This is a genomic window from Paenibacillus humicola (assembly GCF_028826105.1).
Lineage (GTDB): Bacteria > Bacillota > Bacilli > Paenibacillales > Paenibacillaceae > Paenibacillus_Z > Paenibacillus_Z humicola.
The window spans coordinates 4,522,038-4,539,126 of sequence record NZ_JAQGPL010000001.1; the positions used below are offsets into that span (position 1 = coordinate 4,522,038).

Genomic DNA, 17,089 nt, shown 5'->3' on the forward strand with positions numbered 1-17,089 from the left:
TGTTAATCTTCATGCGTTCGTGTCCTGGTCGGTCAGACCGCTTGTAATTTTCTCCAGGGTACGAACCATGCTTTCTACCTCTTCGACGCTGCATGCGGCAAAGAAACCGCCGATAATTTCGTTGCTTCTCGCCTTCAGCAGGTTGACCATCCGCACGCCCTCCTTGGTAATGCTCAAAAGGACGACGCGCCGGTCGTTCTCCTGGTCCTTCCGCTCGACGAAGCCCATGCTGACGAGCTTGTCGATCATGACCGTGATGGCGCTCGGCTTAACGCCCATCAGCTCGGCAAGCGCCGTCACCTTGAACGGGCCCTTCTCGTGAATGATCATCAGAATATGAAATTGAGGCGGCGTCAACCCCTGCCCCGACAACTCGGTGAAATTGGAAAGGAGCCTTTTGCGGATCAGCTGCAGAGCATTCCCAAACCGTTCCGCATAATGCTTCATTTCGGAGCTCAATCATACACCTCCCAAATACGTGAAAACGTTTAATATTTAAAGCTTTTAAATATTATACTTGTTTATAATATCCCCCGCCGGCCTCGCTGTCAATAGTTTATTTTCAGTAAACGGGAAAATCGACTGATTCGCCGATAACGCAAAAAAGAGGCATCTCTAGAATAGGCCAAGATACCTCTTAAGACTGGATTGCAGCGGAAAAAACGAGCGGCGTTTCGCCGATTCATGCCGCTGTCGCTCTGCAAGAGAACCGGCAGCCGGGAATGCTACAGATGCCTTAGCTTCTCCGGATTGGCGACGCTGTATATCGTTTGAATTTTCTCTTCATAATAAGCAAAGGAGTACACGTATTGAATCCCCTCGTCCAACCGGATTCGGATTCCGGGAAATCCGTTTACCATAAGAAAAGAATACGTAAATTTGCCCGCATACATATCACGCAGTTTTTGGTGGAATTTCATGACTTGATCGAACCCGACAAGCGGAACCTGCGCCGCTCTCACTTTGCCGCCGCCGTCCGAGATGAACACAACACGATCGCTGACCAGCTCCAGAAGCTTCGATGAATTTCCTTGCAGCAATAAGCTCACAAAAGCTTTGATTTTCTCCTCCGCAACCGAAATCGACGGATACTGCTCCGGATCGAAGTGGATGCTTTTTTGGGCGCGGTGGAAGATTTGGCGGCAGTTTGTGCTGGTTTTCCCGACCATATCGGCGATTTCATCGAACGAATAGTTGAAAATTTCGCGAAGAAGAAAGACGGCCCTTTCGACCGCATTCAGCTGCTGAAGCAGCAGCAGATAAGCCGTCGAAATCGACTCCGACCGTAAATAAGCCTCGGACGGATCGCTGTCTGCCGCGCTGCTCGCAATCAAGGGCTCGGGGAGCCACGGCCCGACATACATTTCTCGTTTTTTGGCGGACGACCGCAATAGGTCGAGACAGCGATTCGTGACGATTTTGTATAGATACGCTCTTTCATTCCGGATTGCACCGGAGTCCGTAAGCCGCTCATAGCTCAGGAAGGCATCGTGAACGATATCTTCCGCATCCATGACTCTTCCCAGCATCCGGTAAGCCAACGAAAAAAGCGGCGTTTTATAAGCGTTATACAATTCCTCTATGCTCATATCGGGCGTTCCTCTCCTTGCCCTCAAGCGAGAGCATGTGCTGTACGGCTCTTTTGGCGCTTGCCGTCGCGGCGTCGGCCAATAGCTCGCCATGCGCCGCCCAGTCCCCGGCCACATATAAGCCTTGTATTTCCGGTACGGCAGGCCCCGGCTGCTCACGGCGGTTCATATGCATGAAATCGTGGGAAACGGTAATATCAGGCAGGTATTGTTTGGCAGCCAGTTCATTCCGCCATCCCGGCTGGGCCAAATCCAGCAAGCCTTCAAGTTCGCGCAAATCCCGGTCCGGATCGTTCTCTTTTCCCCGGTACTTGATCAGGGATACGACCTGCGCGCCATCGTCGCTTAAATAAGCCGCACGCGATTGATTGGATAAGAAGACGGTTTGGTCGATCCCATAGATCAATTGATGTTTCGGTTTCGACAGACGCCGCAGGGCAACGTCCAGGCAGGCGGCCGTAATTTCGACCGCTTGTTCTTTCCAGGTATGAAGGGCGGTTCTTTCTGCAAAAGGGACCAGCTGGCAGGCAATCGAAGGCGATGTGGCAAGGATGACATTGCGAGCATCGATTTTCGTTCCATCCTCGCAAAGAACGTGCTGTACGTTCCCGCTCTGAACCCCGATGGACACGACTTTGCAATGGGTTACGAACCTCACGCCGTGATCGGAGGCCGTTTGGCGTAAGGTCTCCACCAATTGGCCCCAGCCGCGATCCAGATAGATGACGCCTTGAAGCGCGTTTTGAAGCTGTCCGAGCACGGGACCCGCGGCGGGCAAATCAGGCCCGGCCACATAGCTGGCGGTACGCGACAACGCATAAAAGATGTTGCGCACCATCGGATCGTGCAAGTTCCCTTCTATCCATTCGCGCAGACTCATGCGGTCATATTCGCGGGTATCCATTTTGGCCAATTTCATCAGCCAGGAAGCAAGCTCCGTTTTCCCCTTCCAGGATAAAAGCGTCGTCGTAAGAAGCGTCTTCATATTTGCGGGCAGCGTGATCAATTTCCCTTTCCAAAGGCCGTATCCGTTCGTCGAGGGCTGATTTCCCTGCACGTTCACTCCCAATTCCATGAACGTTGCGTACGCATCCCCTTTATACAGCGCATGCCCGCCCAAATTGAAGTAAGCTCCATGTTTCTTATTGGAAATGGCCCGGCCGCCCAAGCGATCCTGTTTTTCGATGACGATTGTTTGCTTCCCTGCCTTTGCCGCATAAATAGCCGCGGTCAACCCCGCAATCCCTCCGCCGACAACAACCACATCATACTTCTGCATCGTTCATCATCCTTTCGGAATTTTACCTGTATGACGGGGAAGGGAGGCGAGATGTGACACATTCGCAGGAAAAGTTTTCACTCGATTTTTCATGAAGGTTTTGACCGGAGACAACGGCGAATCGCGGCCGACGAAAAACGAAGCAGGAATCGTAGTTTTGCACGATGTTAATCGTGCTCTCTCGTCTTCACTATTTTCAATTTTGTCCGATAGAAGGGCGCATGCCATCGAATACAATCGCGAGTATCCGTTCCAATATAGACCGGTCTCAGCAGGCATGCTCCGCGGCTGGCGCAAAATGGATGACAAAATAGGTGCTTCATGATCAGCTTTTATAATCTTTAACCAGTTAATAAGAGAAAAGTGCGGTTCATCATACGATTTAGTTTAATCATCATTTCATGTTCGCCGTAAATCAGGGTTAGATGCTGCCCGTCAGCAGCGTAGTAATAATGTCTGGTACCCCCGCTTGAATCAGCCAATTTGCCTAGCTTTCGCAGCAGTTCGAAGTCCAGCCAATCATCGTCGAAGGTAAGCCTCAATCATAATTTGATCCTTCATGCTTAAAAGCGATCCTTGCATTCTCTTTTTCGATCAACGAAGCTCTCAACTTGGAAAAATCGGCCGGTTTACCAGCCGATCTCCAAAGTATCGCCTTCATGGCTGATGTGCAGTTTCGTCTCCCCGAATGCCGCCTTGCAGTACGGATTATCGAACCGGGGATAGTCCTTCAGCGATATTTCCTTCCCGTTTAGCTCGAACGGCTCGTTCCAGCCGAAGCGGATCAGCCCTTGCGTCGGCGATTCATACGTCATGCCGAGCGCATCGCCGCTTGTGGCCGAGCGCGAGATTCGTTCGACGAACGCTTCGAAGCTGCCGTGCGAGGTGGCATCGCCCAGTTCGCAAATCCATACGTTGTTATGCCCATTCGCCGCCAGATCGTACTGCCCGGCCAGCTCCGGACGGAGACAGTCGGCAAAATAGCTCGCCGGCAGACTGCGTTCCGGCGTCAGCTCGAGCCAGCGCGTGGGACGGAACGAGCATAATGCGACATACGCATCGACTTTTCGGCCAAAAATCCAACGCCCCTGCTCGACGACCTCGTGGAAGTGAGCGACAGGAAAGTACGCATGCGTGTAGAGCGCCGGATACTGAGGGAAATAGGCCCGATCGGGACGGATGTGGTACAGCGACACCAGTACATTCTTATACGCCATCGCCTTCGGCAGCACGCCGTCGCCGATCCAGTAGTTCGGACGCCCGATCAGATGCCCGGCCCCGGGATGCGTCGTGTACACGACCGCTTGTCCGCCGAGCGACGCTTTCCAAATCTGCTGCTGGTAAGCGTGCTGGCCCTGCCGATACTGCTGAGCGCAGCCCAGCATATACGAGCGCGTGCGGTACGAATAAATGTCGACGCGGGACATGGCGGGCGGGTCCGGACTCGGATCGTAAGCTACCTTTGCCTGGTCGTACAGCTTGTAATGATCGTAATACGCCTTGCACATCGCATACATGCCGTAATTCTCGGGGCAATATTTTACGGAAGACGCGACCACATCGCGGTGGTTAAACAGCTGCGCGCCCCAGAAAAACATCAGATCGTCGAGGTCGTCGGGATCGACGCCGTACAGACGCGCTTCCTCCGCGTTCAAGCTGTGCCGCTCGCGGTTTTCCATCTCGTCCCGGTCGTCCCAAGCGATGCGCTGCAGCAGCAAGGGCATATCGTAATCGGTTGTCGTCAGAAAAGATTGAAAATAATGATAGTATTCCGGCAGCTCCCCCTTGCCCCAAAGCACGTAAAATACGGCATGGACGTACTGCACGTCGGGATTGACGGAGATGTTGTACGTGACGCGGCCCTGCGTGCCGCCGAAGTCGGTGCCGAACGAATTGACGGCGATATGGAACAGCAGCAGCGTAATGAGATCGCCCGCTTTTTTCCGAATCGTCTCATCCCGGGCGAAATCGTGCAAATTCATCAGGGCCAGCATATCCTCTGCATAATAGCAGGAGGAGTTCCATTCGCTGAAGTCAAGCTTGATCCGCCAGTCCATCCAGCGCAGCAGCATCCGCTCGCCATGCTGCCGGTGCTCCTCGCCGGTCTGTCCGTTGTTCGGGAAAATATCCTCTTCGAGCATCTGCCCGGCTAAATATTCGTTCGAATGAAACAAAATTTGATGATTTTCCGTGAAATAACAGCCACCGGCTTCCCCCGGCTCGAGCATCCAGTATTTATCCTCCCGGACAAGCTTCACCAGCCGCTCGCGCAGCCCGGAAGGGAGCAGCTTCGAATCGGGATACCGGTACAGGATGCGCAGGACGCAAGCCTGGGCGAAATCGCAGCAATCGTGCCGGGCGACGATAAAATCGATCGTATCCTCGAACGCCGCCACATTCAGCGGCTCCGTCTCCTCGCCGAGCTTCTCCAGCTCGAATTTCACCAGCTCAAGCCCGACGCGGTGATACACCCGCAGCCCCTCCTGACTGCGCGCCGGATGCCCGCCGCTCGCGATACTCCGCAGCAGCTCCCGCTTGCGCGCCGGAATTCCCGCCTGAATCGACTCGACCTTCACGCTCTCCGTCAGTTTCATCGGATCCTTGCCTCCTTCGTATGTTTCGCCCGCTCCTGTTCGTACGGGCGGACGCTTCCTTCATCTGCGCAGACCTCGGCCCCGGCCAATCGCGCGGCGGTCTGATCCCTGGAGCTTTGAACTCCCGTTCCGCGTCAACCGAATGGCGTTCATGTGCACGACTTACTGAAGAACCGGCTGGATTTTTCGACTAAGTCGTTCAATATCTCTAAGGACCGGTTTACATTGCTTACCTCTAATAAGTGGTCGGCATCTTGTATTCGAAGGACTTCTGTATTTCGAAATCCCTCGACTTGCTTCATATCTTCCTCCTGAAAAACCGGATCTTCGGTACCGCTTACAACGAAGCCGCCAAATTTCTCAATGAACGGAATTGTTGATCGAATAGGTGTTAAGAACATGTGCCGGATCGATTTTTCTTTAAACAATTCAGCCGTTTTACCGGCGATGTAAGTTCCAAGACTTTTGCTGACAAATACGACCTCATTATACTGATGAATGATCTGGCTGATCGAGGTGTAGCATTCTTGGATCAACTGGTCGACTTTCGTTTTGTCAAAAGCGGTTCTTGCAGATTGGTAGCCATACTCTAGCATCAATAGATCATGCCCCGCTTCATAGGCGGATTTACTCGTATAGTATAAAAGAGGTAATTCACACGAATAATTTTGCCCAGGGAAAAACACAGCCACTGAGGGGTTGCCATTTTGCACATATTTGTGAACAATATCCCTGCCCCAAGCGGAGGGTAAAATAATTTTATCCACTTGCATCCAGGCCACCTCTTTGAATTCGAAATGACAAATCTCGTTCCTCGTGTTGTTCCCTTTTACAGCCGTGCCTGATCCGGCTCCGGCACCCGCTTTATTCAGCAACTTGAAAGGGACTGCATGCAGCAGCCCCTTCCGTTAACTCCCTTGTTGTCGGATTAAGAAATATCGGTTGACATGTGCTTGATGTCCTTCGGCCACAAATACGAATGAAGCATGTCGACCGCTTCTTCGATCAAGCGCTCCCGAGGGATGTCCGTTTCGCCAAAAGCTGCGGCTTCAACTATTCGGTGCACAGCCAAGATGATGACTGTCGCCGCTGCATCCGGGTCCTTGATCCGAATTTCCTGCTTCCAGGAACGAAGCAGCCGGGCTGTAATCTTATAGAAAAACCGCAATTTTTTATTCCCCATGTTTTTAATTTCAGGATAAGACATCTTCATGATGTCCATCTCCCGATGGAAACCGATATCAATCTCATGGACCTTGATCAAGATCTCGATTACGTCCCGGATGAGCTCCCGTTTGTTCTGGCTGGTGTTCAGTTGAAGGGCGCCGTGACCCCGAAGAGCCGTTGTGAAGCGTTCATGGAAAAGAGCCAACGCGTCCTTAAAAATCTCCATTTTATCCGTGTAATAGGAATAGACACTGCCAACGGCCACCTTCGCTTCCTTCGCAATTTCCTTCGTATTTGTGGCGTGAAAGCCCTTCTCCGAGAACAGCTTCATGGCCGCCGCAACGATTTTCCTCTTGGTCTCCATACTTCGCTGCTGCCGGGGGATTCGGGTCTTGTCCTGGTCATTTTCTTCCAAATTTCATCACCTATACCTCATTTTATTATCTCCCCCCATTCCAAGTCAACGAATGAAATGAACTATAGTTCACAATTTTATATTGACAAAAATGAACCTTAGTTCATATAATTCACATAGAATATGTTTCCATTGTATCCGGATATTACATGGCGCTCTTGAATACCTCCATCGTCTTGCGGGGCATCCTCTTCGCGCTGATCTCCGACCGTTGGTACGGCAAGAAGCTGGCGCTTGGTTCGTGGGCTGCCGCGCCGACCTCGCCGAGGACGAATGCCAGAAGAGAAAAATCGGATGAGTAGGGATGGGATGAATATGAGAATGAGAAAGATAGCACTCATCATATGCGGTCTGTTTATCTTCCCCCTATTGGTCATCTTTCCCCTATCCAGTTCAGCTCAAAGTGATGGAAGCATGCAAGCAGAGCGATCTGAAGCTTCAGTCTTCACCAAAGTGGATGCGTATATTGCTCGTGAAATGAAACGGCAGCGTCTTCCGGGGCTGGCTCTCGGGATTGTGCAGGGGGATCGCATACTTTACCTTAAGGGCTACGGTCATGCCGATTCATCGGGTCGTCCCGTCACACCTGAAACGCCTTTCGGAATCGGTTCGATCGGCAAATCGGTTACCGCTATAGCTGTTTTGCAGCTGGCCGAAGCAGGGAAAATAGACTTGGATGCGCCTATACAGCGCTATTTCCCCAAGTATAACGGAGCAAAGTTCATTACGGTACGTCAGTTACTTAACCAAACAAGCGGATTCACCCAAATATCAACTTTCAGCAACACGCTGTCAAGTATCAATGAAAACCAAGATGCAATAGAGAAAAACACCATGTCTTATGCGGAAAAGTTTCTAAAGAAAGAAAAAAAAACCGTATCCTCATACAGGTATTCGAACGCAAATTATGTACTGCTCGGCTATATTGTGCAGCAAGTATCCGGCGAGTCCTATGGGGAATATGTGAAGGAACATATTTTCAGCCCTTTGTCCATGCATAACAGCTTCGTTACGATCGATGAGGCGGCTGAACACGGACTGGCCGCGCCTTACCGCCGGATATTCGGATTCAACGTTGCCTACCAAGGCCCCTATGTTTATATTCCAGGGGATGTACCTGCAGGCTACCTTTATTCCAGTGTGGAGGACATGAGCCATTACTTGATCGCGCAAATAAACGGAGGGAGATATGATGATCATTCCGTACTCTCTTCGGAAGGCGTACGACTTATGCAGTCCGAACCGGTTCCGGGAACGTACGCCATGGGTTGGATGTCGGATAACATAAACGGTTTACCGGTTATCAGTTCTCCGGGCGGGTCGGCCGGCTTCCAAGCCCAAACCTTTATTATTCCGGAAAAACAACTGGGGGTTATTGTATTCGCCAACGTACTCGATGCGATCGACGCAGCTTTTCTCAAAACACATATCATTACGACTACCCACATCGCCTCCGGGGTCATAAACATACTGAACGGTCAACCGATTAAAGGGTCGGGTCCAAGCATGTCGCAAAAATACTTGCTTATCGATGGATTAATATTGCTGCTCAGCGTTTGGTTATTATACATGACCGTTCGAACTGCGAAGCGCTGCCTGGGTCCGTTGAGTCCTGAAAATTCGAGCCTATCGATCAAAGTTATAACCAAAATTGTTCTCGAATTTACCGGTCTGATTATTATCCTGACATTGAGTATGACCCAAATTGTGCCGGTATGGCATATAGCAACAATCTTTCAGCCGGACGTCATGTTTTGGCTCAAGATGATGGCTGTACTTATGGCACTGAAGGGATGCATGGGAATCATCCGGTTGGTTCGGACGATGCGGGCATTGCGGTCTGACAGCCAGATGAAAGGCAATTTTCGGAGTTAATGATGATGGCGTTCAAACCGTCAGCTTATTTCTTTATACATTTGATAATGATTGTTGGAGGACTTAAACGTGCTTTTATTCCTGAGTACCACTTCGTTGGCGAACTGTCGTCTGTCTCAGGGACTCTAGATTTGTACCTGCTACTTCAACCCGAGATCCTACCCGAATGGCTCTAGAATATCCAACAACCGGCTCCCAAGGGGAACCGGTAAAAACCTTCATTCTTTCCGTCATATCAGATTCTCTCCTTCTCGTTATTCGTTAGATAAGCAAATTTAAAATTGTAATCTTGAATAATTTGACTTCATCATCAGGTGAACTCAATCAATTTCTTGTCTATTTCTGCGACCGTTCCAATATCCGATACACCATCCCACAGAATAATTGACTTCGCTTCATCATTCTCAACGAAATCATTTAGCTCAGTCAATTGAGCCGCGTACAAACTGCCGTATTCCGTCCTTTCAGGGCCATGAAAACTTGGCTGCAGTCTAAATTTCATTAAACAAATAATTCCCTCCGAACACACTGCCTAGCAGTTTCTCCTTTTTCAATAACGCCACCAGGTAATTCCCAATAATTTCTCCATTTGTTATACATGAAAAGGTACTTTCCCTGGCACTTCACGACAATTAATGCATGCGTAAGTGGAGCATCGAGTTCCGAAGCAACGATTTGTTCTTCTTTGATTTTTAAGAATTTCAGGAAAATGTTCCCCTTTGCCTCTGTCATGATTGCCATTTCTATATCCCTCCGTTCGGAAACAAAAAACGCGCTGGACCCTTGGTCCTGCGCGTTGTATCTCGCAGGATGGGCAGCGCGAAAAGCGTTAACCCATCCCTTTTTTAGGAATGTGCTAACGCTTTGTGTGACAATGGGATTGTTTTAAGAGCAGACTGAACATTTGATCTCCCCGTTAATCAACATTATGGTAATAATAACCGTATCCTTGCAGATGAGTCAAGGATTCATTATCCTTTATCGCTTTTCGCGGTCCCCTTCAAGGTTGTTAGCAGCTGATTGTTTTAAAGGCTTGGTATTAAGTACCGATGATCCGCCTCAGTCCATCAATCGGCAGTCGGCATTTTAGGGGAGTAGAACTTTCCTGCACCGAAAAGTTCTACTCCTTTTTTTTACGTTTAGCTTAAACGGATTCGGCTTTGCAAGGATTACGTTTCGTTTCCGTTAGGATTATCAAGCCTGCAGCCGGTTGAATTACCGATATTTTGCAGCGCCCTTTTTAGGTTCGCTGCGGATTGTATCCGGTTTCGGCATGCAGCGGTATACTCCGGATAGCTCCAATCCCCTGGCATCCGACGATGGAATGAAGACGATGGGATGAAGAAGAATAAAGGAAGGAGGCCCTAACCCTAATTTTGAAAACGCTGTCTTCAAGTCAGTCGTTTTCACCTGTAATACCCTTGACGGTCAGTCTCGGGCCTGAAGAGCAAGGAGGAATAGCATGTATCGATGGCTTAGAAAACCGCTTGCCGCCGCAGTCCTTGCGACGGCGCTTGCGACCGCGGCAGCAGGCTGCAGCGGCGGCAAGGGGGAGGAATCGGGCGGGACTTCGGTTCAATCGAAGAACGAACCGTTTCCGATCACAATGATGAACCAAAGCATTGTCGCAGAAGTTCCCGCCGCGGACAATCCGATGGTCAAAGCGCTGGAAGACTATACGAACACCAAGCTGAATATCCAATGGGTGCCCAGCTCGAACTACAACGAGAAGCTCAACTCCGTCATCGCCTCAGGCTCTCTTCCCATGGTCCTGCTCGTTACGGAAAGGCAGCAGTCGATCATTCAGGCACTGCGGGGCGGCTTTTTCTGGGATATTACGCCGTATCTCCAGGATTACCCGAACCTGGCGAAGGCGCAAAGCAAGGCGGTCAGGAATTCGCTCTCCGTCGACGGCAAAACCTATTCGCTGTTCATCTCGTTGTCTCCCGTACTCGACAGCTTCATTTACCGGAAAGACTGGCTGGATCATCTCGGCCTGAAGCCGCCTGAAACGCTGGACGACATCTATGCCGTGCTGAAAGCGTTCACGCAGGACGACCCCGACGGGGACGAAAAAAACGATACGGTTGCCTTCGCCGAAGAAAGCGGCTTGCGCGGGTTCAACTTTCTGCTGGCCGCGCACGGCGGAGGGAACGAATGGGATGTCGTCGACGGAAAGCTTGTTCCGACCATTTTCAGTCAGGCTTATCTCGATACCTTGAATTTTTACAAAAAGCTTTATGACGAGAAGCTGATGAATCAGGATTTCGCTATCTCAACGAGGCAGACGAACATTGACAAGATGAACCAGGGGCAGATTGGCGTCCGAATGGGAGCGCCGGATCAAATTACTCGCCAAAATCAATTGTACAAGTCGAACCCGAAAGCGGTGCTGGATTTGACCGCTTCCGTAAACGGCGTCAAAGGCCGCAGAGTTCTGATGAGCGCCGGTTATTTCGGGGAATTCATGTTTCCCAAATCAAGCGTCAAAACCGAAGCCGATCTTCGACGGATACTGGAGTTTTTCGATAAAAGCTCCGATCCGGGCGGACAAACGATTTTCCAGTGGGGCGTGGAGGGCACTCACTATACGGTGCAGGACGGCAAGGCCAAGCGGACTCCGGCGCAGGCGGATCTTTACAATTCGCTCATTCCGGTCAGAACGATGCTTCGGATATCGGACGGGAAGGGAGCGATGGAAGGCGCCGTCGATCCGATTATCGCGAAGTATACCGCAGCGCAGGACGCGGTGATGGACGATCTGGTGCTCAATCCGGCTTCCAAATATATCTCGGATACGATGCTGAAGAAAGGCTCCGATCTGGATCAATTGATCAACGATGCGCGCATTAAATACATTATGGGCGAACTGAATGCGGATGGCTGGAAGGATGCTTTGGAAGCGTGGCGCAAAGCCGGCGGGGATCAGGTAATCCAGGAAATGAACGAGCAGTATGCCAAAGATCCCGATAAAATCAAAGTCGATTGAAAAGGGAAAGGGGCGAGTTTTCGCCCCTTCTGTTCTTGCAAACACAGTTGCCGAATTAGAAGTTACATCTCCTCTTCTATCCGGATAACAATTGGAGGGATCCTGCGAATTAGCGAGCATTCTGGCCTTCCAGTGATGCTTTCTTAAATTCGAAGGCCATACAAGGAGCCGCCGTCAACCCGGTACCATGCATCATACCGGTATTGCTTCTCTCCCGGACCGCTGTAGACATGCTGCCGGTAATACAGCTCTCCCGGACCGTTGAAGGAATACAACAGCTTCCCTTCTTGGGTGGAGTACAGGTACGTGGTGTCATTAAGCGTATACACGACGCTGCCGTCCGGTATCCCTCTTGTATCGTACTGCGTTTCCCCCTCCCAATGCTGCAGAACCGCACCGTTCTTCCAATAGTACGTCATGGGTAATCCATTGAGCTCCAGGGTATAAACAATGCCATCGGCGGATAACATGGCTTTGCCGATCGTATAATCCGACCCGGCGGCGTCGTACACCTTGACCTGGGTTTTATCCGTGCGGTTGTACAGCCAGAGTACGGTATCGCCGGTTGCTTTCCAAACGATATGATTTTGGTCAAAGTCAAGGATCGTTCCGTCAAAATGGTTAAGCAGCGTTTCCGGTGTTGGGTCAGGATTATAGGCAGCAGTCGTGATTGTCACGTTCTTCTTCACGCTTTGATTGCCCGCGGCATCGACAGCGACCAGTGTGAAGACGTAAGACGACTTTTGTGACAACCCTTTCACTTCATAGCTGCTCGCGGTCCCCTTCAACGTCGTAAGCAGCTGATTGTTTTGAAAGAGCAAGTAGTTGGCTACTCCCGTATCGTCGGTGGCCGGCTGCCAATGCAGCTGTACGCTGTTGTGGGTCACATCGGAAAACGTCAGCACGTTGCCCTGAGGCCACACGGGCGCCTCCGTATCGCTTGGCGCTTGAGATTTCACGCCGAAGATTGTATCGCTGAGCAAATAAAAGAGCTGGCCGTTTATCGATTTCAACTTGCCTTGGTTTCTGGCAATAAGTGTCGGTTTGACCATACCCTGGTGGTATTGGTACAACTTGCTTTCGTTTTCAATGACCAGGGTACCCAAGTTATCTAAAGAATGAATTTTAGATGCTTTGTTAAAGTAAGTGGCCTGCGTTACCGTGCCTTCAGGGGACTGTAAATACACTTGCTGCACATTGCTTGCGCTCGGCTTCTGGAAGGCTACCCAGCCCTCGTTTACCGTATAGTCGCCAATTCGTCCCGCAGTCGTTCCGTGATCGACTTCCGTCACCGTTCCATCCTGGTATTTCATTAGGCTGCTGCCGTCGTTTACGGTGAACAGAATCGCCTTGCCGTCGGTCACCGGTCTGCTCGGTGCCCCTGGATACTCAAATGCAGTTGTCATGCCTCCTGTTACCGGGTCATAGCGGAACATTTGATCACTTTTCTTGCCGCTCAAATCCGAGTCCAGCAGAAAGGTGCCGCTCGGTTCCAATGCAGCGTGTAGTTCATTATGATAATCAATTGGAATCGTGCGGGCTGTCCCGGTTTTGGTATCAACCCACTGAAGCCGGAAAGAATCCGAACCTAATACATAATTCCCGCTAAACTGCCAATTCAGTTCAGGCGCCACCTCAGTGGACGTGAGCTTCTCTCCATTCCAGGAATGCAGCATCATTCTTGTATAACCATCCTGACCTTCGTCGACGAGGAAGGCGGCTCCAGCGGGCGTAAGTTCAAACCAAGATTGATAGTTATAATATCCACTAATTGGTACTTTTGTCTCGGTACCGTCATTACGGTTCTTGATAATCAATTCACTGTTCCCGGCAAGCAACAGACGAGACTCATCCGCATCCAAGACCGAACCCGATTCACGCTCCATCTCCACCAATTCAGGGCTGGATTCAACATAAACGGTACGAAACAAGTCTACCCGATGGTTGTCATCGCCGCCTGGCGATTCGGGTCCATCCGAAATGGTATATTCGATGCTCAGCGATCTGCCGTTATACTTTGTAACATCAAATACACGGTCAAACTTGCCTGTGCCCTGATCACTCGCAATGAAATCGGGATAATAGGGGGATAGTCCGATTTTTACCAAAAAAGAAGGCTGCGCGAGGTCATCCTCGGCTTCAGCGATGACATGCAAGCTATTATTGCGAATGATGGATAGATTTTCAGGTTCCATTCGCGTGATGACAGGAGGTTCATCATAGGTAAAGGTTCCCGTCCCCGTTCCAATGCTGCCATATATATCTACCGCGGTTACAATTAAGGTATGTTCACCTTTCGCCAGACCGCTCAGCGGCATTTCTCCCTTCCAATTGCAGCTTGGGCAGGAGCGTGTCAAGGTTACTTCTCGGCCGCTGGTAGAAGCAGTAACGCTTTTCAGTTCATACAAGGATGTCACGGCTGCTAAAATTTGTACCTTCGTGGCTGCATCATCGGTCGTCAGCTTTGTACTCGTAATTCGGACGTCATCTTGTGCCGCTGCCGCGGAAACGCTTTCAGCGGCGGCTGCCTGGAAGGGCAGAAGCAGCGTCAGCAATCCGCAAATCAAAAGCATAAATCGTCGGTTCAATTCATATCACTCCCCATGGATGTTATCTATTAAACATACCATGTTCAGGAAAATATGAAATTCCTCTAAAGAGCCATTTACATTACGAGCTGTCAGTTGTTAGTACTGTTATTCACGACAGACCATCCAATAATTCTTTTTTTTGCATATTTTCCACTATCTATAAAAATAATCCCCCACAAGACTTAGCGTTGCTATTGTAATTTCTGTTCTGGTTACGAAGTTTTCTGCAAGCTTGTACAGTTCGGCTAAATCGGGTCTTCCGGTGTCGTAAAATTTAGCAGCAGCTTCTTCGATGGACATTTTTTCAACTGCAATAACTCTTTCGCCGCATTCCCGTCCGGTCCGTAAAGCTGCAATGCCATTACAACACGAGTAGGATCCGCAACAGCTTCGTTAATTTGAACCGTATAACCTTTATCTTTCACCTTAATGTTCGGGTATTGCACGAATCCTAGTTCTTGTGCCCGTAACAAGCCGATGTCTGCATTATTATGGGTAAATAATGAACGTAACATTTCCGCAAATGATGGCACGGAAAATAAAGCGGTTATTCCTAAAAGGATGAATAACGAAGCCGTTCCTATTGCAAGCCGCCATCCTTTACTTCTCCTTTTGGGCTTGTATAGTCCGTTTTTATCAGGAAAAATCGTGGGCAAAGACGCTAAAGTTTGATCGATCCGCTTTCTAACGACTTCCGGAAGCTCTGCAGACTGATCTTCAAAAAACTCCTTCATCTTTTTATCAAAGTATGCACTCATGACCGTATATTCCTTTCTTCGGGAATTCTTAACCATTTGGCTAGGTTTAAACGGGCACGATGCAGACGAGATTTAATGGTACCTTCCGAGGTTTCCAATACATCCGCTATCTGTTTAAGAGGCATATCCTCAAAATAATAAAGTGTAATGACAATTCTAAGCGATTCCTCCAACCGATCGACCGCATCCCTCAAATCAATTCTTTCAGCTTCACAGTCGGAAAAGACATAAAAATCCTTTGCTTCTGCAAGTACAGTTCTTTTTTGTTTTCTTATAATCTGGTTGCATTCATTGATGAGAATACGTAATATCCATGACTTGAAGAAACCCGGTTCTCGCAGCGTGTGGAGAGAACGGTAACTTTTCAATATCGTTTCTTGGATCGCATCTGCACAATCTTCATCCCGTTTGACAATGGATCGAGCCACACCGTATAAATTCTTTTCAATGTGTTTTATAAGATAAAAAAAGGCTTCCCTATCCCCTTTTTGGGCAATTTTTACGTATGGCTCTAAGTCCACATTATTTAGCCTCCTCTGGTACCGACCATTTTACACTATGGATTAGAGGCAGCATCTACGAATTTGGTTCACGAAACTCTTTTTTTCGGATTAACAAAATTCCCAGCGCAAAACTGATCTTATATACCAAAAAAACCAGCCCTTTAAAAGGACTGGTTTGCCGCGCTGCTCATCTCCCGTTTGTTGAGCGGTTCACCGCCTTGTACGGCACGGCTATTTCTCCAACTCATAGCGGGCTGCGATAATGCCCGACTTGAACGTTCGGCTGGACAGCAGCTTGAGCCTGATTTTCTCATCGCCGCCGTGGAATACCGATTTTCCGATGCCCATTTAAACCCCTTTGCAGCTCAATTATCAGGCACTTTAGCGTGGAAAAGCAGCCGATCTAGCCGATCTTTCTGTCGTCTGCCATCGTCTCGATTAAGCTATCGTAATCCGTTAGGTTAACGCTCATTTCTTCTTTACAGGACAAAATATTTTTATTTCATTTCGTTCATCATCCGATTCTATTATTGTCATCTCATCGTATCTTTCAAAATAATAAGAAACATCATCGTTGGTATAGCCATTTTCATTTATCCACTTAGTCGTGTAATCATAAGCGGTTACCGTTTTGCTAGCTGGTCCCCTATACTGAGTCATTGAATAAGTACGTGGCAATAGATGGATATGAATCATTCCATGTGGTAAGTTTTCGAGTGGATCTACTTCAAAACAGCAATAAAAGTCTACTGTGCCAGTATTTCCTTTGTAGTTTGGAGGAGATATACCATAGGTCACATTTGGGTTTTTTATATTTTTAATTTCATTACGTCTTCTTATCAATTCTTCAAATGCACGTCCAATGCTTTCCCCTAGATTTGACATATGAGCACTCGCCCTTACGCCAACATATGCAGAGATACTGCTAGTTTGAACGATTTCAACTTCCATTGGATCCACTCCCAATTTTGTTATCCCTTGATATTTGACTCTTACATTTGAGAAGCATTTTTCACGCTCCAAACGGCTCAAAGGCATGTAAAATTGCTCCCGTTTCTTCTAGCAGTTCCCGTTTTATTGCAGAGGGATAATCTTCACCCTTTTCTAAAGTCCCGCCCGGTAATTTTCTAAACGGATGACCATACATTGATGACTAATAATCGGTACAACATTAACATTTGAAATAAGGCTCTCCTTTGGTAACTCCATTACAAATTCAGCTTCGATTTTGCCCCATGTCGTTTTTTTGAAATAGGTTTGCAAACCGTTCATATCTGTTCATGGAATTTCCCCTAATCTTAAAGAAATGGGTTTAAGCCCTTTACCTGG

Annotated in this window: 15 protein-coding genes and 1 pseudogene; 2 read left to right on the forward strand and 14 right to left on the reverse strand. The window is 49.0% G+C overall.

The window, feature by feature from the left end:
* Positions 1-9: 9 nt before the first annotated feature.
* The 6 genes from PD282_RS20775 to PD282_RS20800 all read right to left on the reverse strand — a co-directional run bounded on the left by PD282_RS20775 (position 10) and on the right by PD282_RS20800 (position 7,044).
* Positions 10-459 carry a MarR family winged helix-turn-helix transcriptional regulator gene (locus PD282_RS20775; RefSeq protein WP_274652801.1) on the reverse strand — a complete coding sequence of 150 codons (450 nt, stop codon included), beginning with the start codon at positions 457-459 and terminating at the stop codon, positions 10-12.
* Between the two features lie 266 nt (positions 460-725).
* On the reverse strand, positions 726-1,589 hold the full coding sequence (sigJ, locus tag PD282_RS20780; RefSeq protein WP_274652803.1) for an RNA polymerase sigma factor SigJ: 864 nt from the start codon (positions 1,587-1,589) through the stop codon (positions 726-728).
* Entirely contained in the window at positions 1,567-2,868 is a 1,302-nt protein-coding gene (locus tag PD282_RS20785; RefSeq protein ID WP_274652805.1) for a phytoene desaturase family protein, read from the reverse strand. The genes sigJ and PD282_RS20785 overlap by 23 nt, the downstream gene beginning before the upstream one ends.
* A gap of 629 nt (positions 2,869-3,497) precedes the next feature.
* Positions 3,498-5,462, reverse strand: coding sequence for a hypothetical protein (locus PD282_RS20790; protein ID WP_274652807.1), 1,965 nt, complete (start codon positions 5,460-5,462; stop codon positions 3,498-3,500).
* 149 nt (positions 5,463-5,611) lie between these two features.
* Positions 5,612-6,337 carry an alpha/beta hydrolase gene (locus PD282_RS20795; RefSeq protein WP_274652808.1) on the reverse strand — a complete coding sequence of 242 codons (726 nt, stop codon included), beginning with the start codon at positions 6,335-6,337 and terminating at the stop codon, positions 5,612-5,614.
* A 53-nt stretch (positions 6,338-6,390) separates the two neighbouring features.
* Complete coding sequence (locus tag PD282_RS20800; protein WP_274652810.1) at positions 6,391-7,044, reverse strand: TetR/AcrR family transcriptional regulator; 654 nt, start codon at positions 7,042-7,044, stop codon at positions 6,391-6,393.
* A 321-nt stretch (positions 7,045-7,365) separates the two neighbouring features.
* Here PD282_RS20800 and PD282_RS20805 point away from each other — a divergent pair, with 321 nt between their 5' ends.
* On the forward strand, positions 7,366-8,919 hold the full coding sequence (locus PD282_RS20805; protein WP_274652812.1) for a serine hydrolase domain-containing protein: 1,554 nt from the start codon (positions 7,366-7,368) through the stop codon (positions 8,917-8,919).
* 132 nt (positions 8,920-9,051) lie between these two features.
* Here PD282_RS20805 and PD282_RS20810 read toward each other — a convergent pair.
* The 3 genes and pseudogenes from PD282_RS20810 to PD282_RS20820 form a co-directional block, all read right to left on the reverse strand.
* Positions 9,052-9,153: pseudogene (locus tag PD282_RS20810) on the reverse strand (RidA family protein); the annotation flags it as partial.
* A gap of 76 nt (positions 9,154-9,229) precedes the next feature.
* Positions 9,230-9,421 (reverse strand): hypothetical protein, encoded by a 192-nt coding sequence (locus tag PD282_RS20815; RefSeq protein ID WP_274652814.1) that lies wholly within the window; start codon positions 9,419-9,421, stop codon positions 9,230-9,232.
* A complete protein-coding gene (locus PD282_RS20820) occupies positions 9,421-9,660 on the reverse strand; it encodes an NUDIX domain-containing protein (RefSeq protein WP_274652816.1) in 240 nt (79 codons plus the stop codon). Before PD282_RS20820 ends, PD282_RS20815 begins: the two co-directional genes overlap by 1 nt.
* A gap of 721 nt (positions 9,661-10,381) precedes the next feature.
* Here PD282_RS20820 and PD282_RS20825 point away from each other — a divergent pair.
* Entirely contained in the window at positions 10,382-11,908 is a 1,527-nt protein-coding gene (locus PD282_RS20825) for an extracellular solute-binding protein (protein WP_274652818.1), read from the forward strand.
* Between the two features lie 143 nt (positions 11,909-12,051).
* Here PD282_RS20825 and PD282_RS20830 read toward each other — a convergent pair whose 3' ends face one another.
* The 5 genes from PD282_RS20830 to PD282_RS27465 form a co-directional block, all read right to left on the reverse strand.
* The gene (locus tag PD282_RS20830) at positions 12,052-14,496 is read right to left on the reverse strand and encodes a fibronectin type III domain-containing protein (protein WP_274652820.1); all 2,445 of its coding nucleotides are present in this window, start codon (positions 14,494-14,496) and stop codon (positions 12,052-12,054) included.
* Between the two features lie 248 nt (positions 14,497-14,744).
* The gene (locus tag PD282_RS20835) at positions 14,745-15,257 is read right to left on the reverse strand and encodes a DUF4179 domain-containing protein (RefSeq protein ID WP_274652822.1); all 513 of its coding nucleotides are present in this window, start codon (positions 15,255-15,257) and stop codon (positions 14,745-14,747) included.
* Positions 15,254-15,778 carry a sigma-70 family RNA polymerase sigma factor gene (locus PD282_RS20840; RefSeq protein WP_274652824.1) on the reverse strand — a complete coding sequence of 175 codons (525 nt, stop codon included), beginning with the start codon at positions 15,776-15,778 and terminating at the stop codon, positions 15,254-15,256. The genes PD282_RS20835 and PD282_RS20840 overlap by 4 nt, the downstream gene beginning before the upstream one ends.
* Positions 15,779-16,228: 450 nt before the next feature.
* Positions 16,229-16,711: a GyrI-like domain-containing protein gene (locus PD282_RS20845; protein WP_274652826.1), complete on the reverse strand. Its 483-nt coding sequence runs from the start codon at positions 16,709-16,711 to the stop codon at positions 16,229-16,231.
* Positions 16,712-16,772: 61 nt separating this feature from the next.
* Entirely contained in the window at positions 16,773-16,907 is a 135-nt protein-coding gene (locus tag PD282_RS27465; RefSeq protein WP_420832318.1) for an NUDIX hydrolase, read from the reverse strand.
* Positions 16,908-17,089 lie beyond the last annotated feature (182 nt).